Raw genomic sequence first — 1456 nt, 5'->3', positions numbered from 1 at the left:
GTTTGAATATACGGGTGAGTAGACCAAGGGAATTTCACCCTTAGCCCCTCGCAGAACCGGACATGAACCTCTCAGCTCATCCGGCTCCCATTATCCAACCGATGGTAAGCATCCCATTTTCCAGTGCACAAAGGCATTTGGAAAATCACGCGCAAGTCGCCCTAAGGCATATCTAGCCCGTCTTTTATGACGGGCCAAGTTTTTATACTTACGCCTCATCCAGCGTATAAGATAAGCATTCATGTGTTGCCAGATCGCTGACATTGCTGAACCATGGAATCGACCATAGTATTGCTGCCAACCTTGAAGAATTGGATTGAATATTGCAGATAAATCACTTAATTCGCGATTACACATCAGATGTAGATGCCATTTCCGAATAGTCTGTCGCATTGCTTTAAGTGCATCACGACTGACTGCAGGAGAGAAATTTACATAAACTCTTTTATACTTGTCCACAGCCTTACGGGGCCTAAACGTGTACCCGAGAAAAGTAAATTGAACATCGGGATATGCTTTACGACGATTAATATCTTGGCAATAAACAATCTTTGTCTTGTCTGGATGCAATTCGAGACCACATTCACGAAATCGTGCATCGATCTTTTGTAAAACAAGTTTGGCTTGAGATAAACTCCGACAATGAATTACGCCATCATCTGCATAACGGCAGAACCGTACACTTTGAAGATGTTTCGTAATCCACATATCAAAAGCATAATGCATAAATAAATTCGCCAATAAAGGACTCACAACACCACCTTGTGGTGTGCCGCGATTCCTTTCTAAAAGATGGCCATTTATGTGTTGCATTGGTGCTTTTAACCAACGTTGCACATATAAAAGAATCCATGGAGTTTCACAGTGTTTCTTGAGTGCACGCATTAGTAAATCATGGTCGATGTTATCAAAGAGACCTTTGATATCAAATTCCACAACCCAGTCATAATCCCAACTTCGTCTCCTCACTATCGCAATTGCATCATGGGCAGAACGCCCCGGACGATATCCATATGAGTTTGGATGAAATAATGGATCAATTTTCGGCTCTAATAAGAGCTTAACTGCTGTTTGCGCGACTCGATCTGCAACTGTTGGAATACCTAGTATACGCACGCCACCTGACTTCTTTGGAATCGGAACAGCCTTAACTGGCGGTGGAAAATAACTGCCAGAACAAAGTCGATTCCATAGTTTGTATAGGTTGTTCTTTAAATGCTTTTCGAATTGCTCAATAGATTCATGATCAACGCCTGGAGCGCCACCATTCTCTTTGACTTTTTTAAATGCCTCCCAGATTAACGCTTTAGGAATGTTAAATGGTTTGGTCATAAAGTTTTGCTCCTCCTGCTTGCACAGTTGACAAATCCGTAGACCTGGGTAATGCAACCCCTTCGCTCCATTACCATTACAGTAACTTCAACACTACTACGAGTTGCTCCGCCCCTTGGTGACG

1 protein-coding gene is annotated in these 1456 nt (G+C 42.7%); it reads right to left on the bottom strand.

From position 1 onward, the window contains the following. Positions 1-90 precede the first annotated feature (90 nt). Positions 91-1332, bottom strand: a complete 1242-nt coding sequence (gene ltrA, locus AVJ19_RS21090) for a group II intron reverse transcriptase/maturase (RefSeq protein WP_111861426.1) — start codon at positions 1330-1332, stop codon at positions 91-93. Between the last annotated feature and the right edge of the window lie 124 nt (positions 1333-1456).

Origin of the sequence: Acinetobacter sp. CFCC 10889, assembly GCF_003268395.1 — a bacterium.
GTDB lineage: Bacteria > Pseudomonadota > Gammaproteobacteria > Pseudomonadales > Moraxellaceae > Acinetobacter.
Note: the sequence above shows the minus strand (reverse complement) of the source record. Positions and strands in the feature narration are given on the sequence as shown.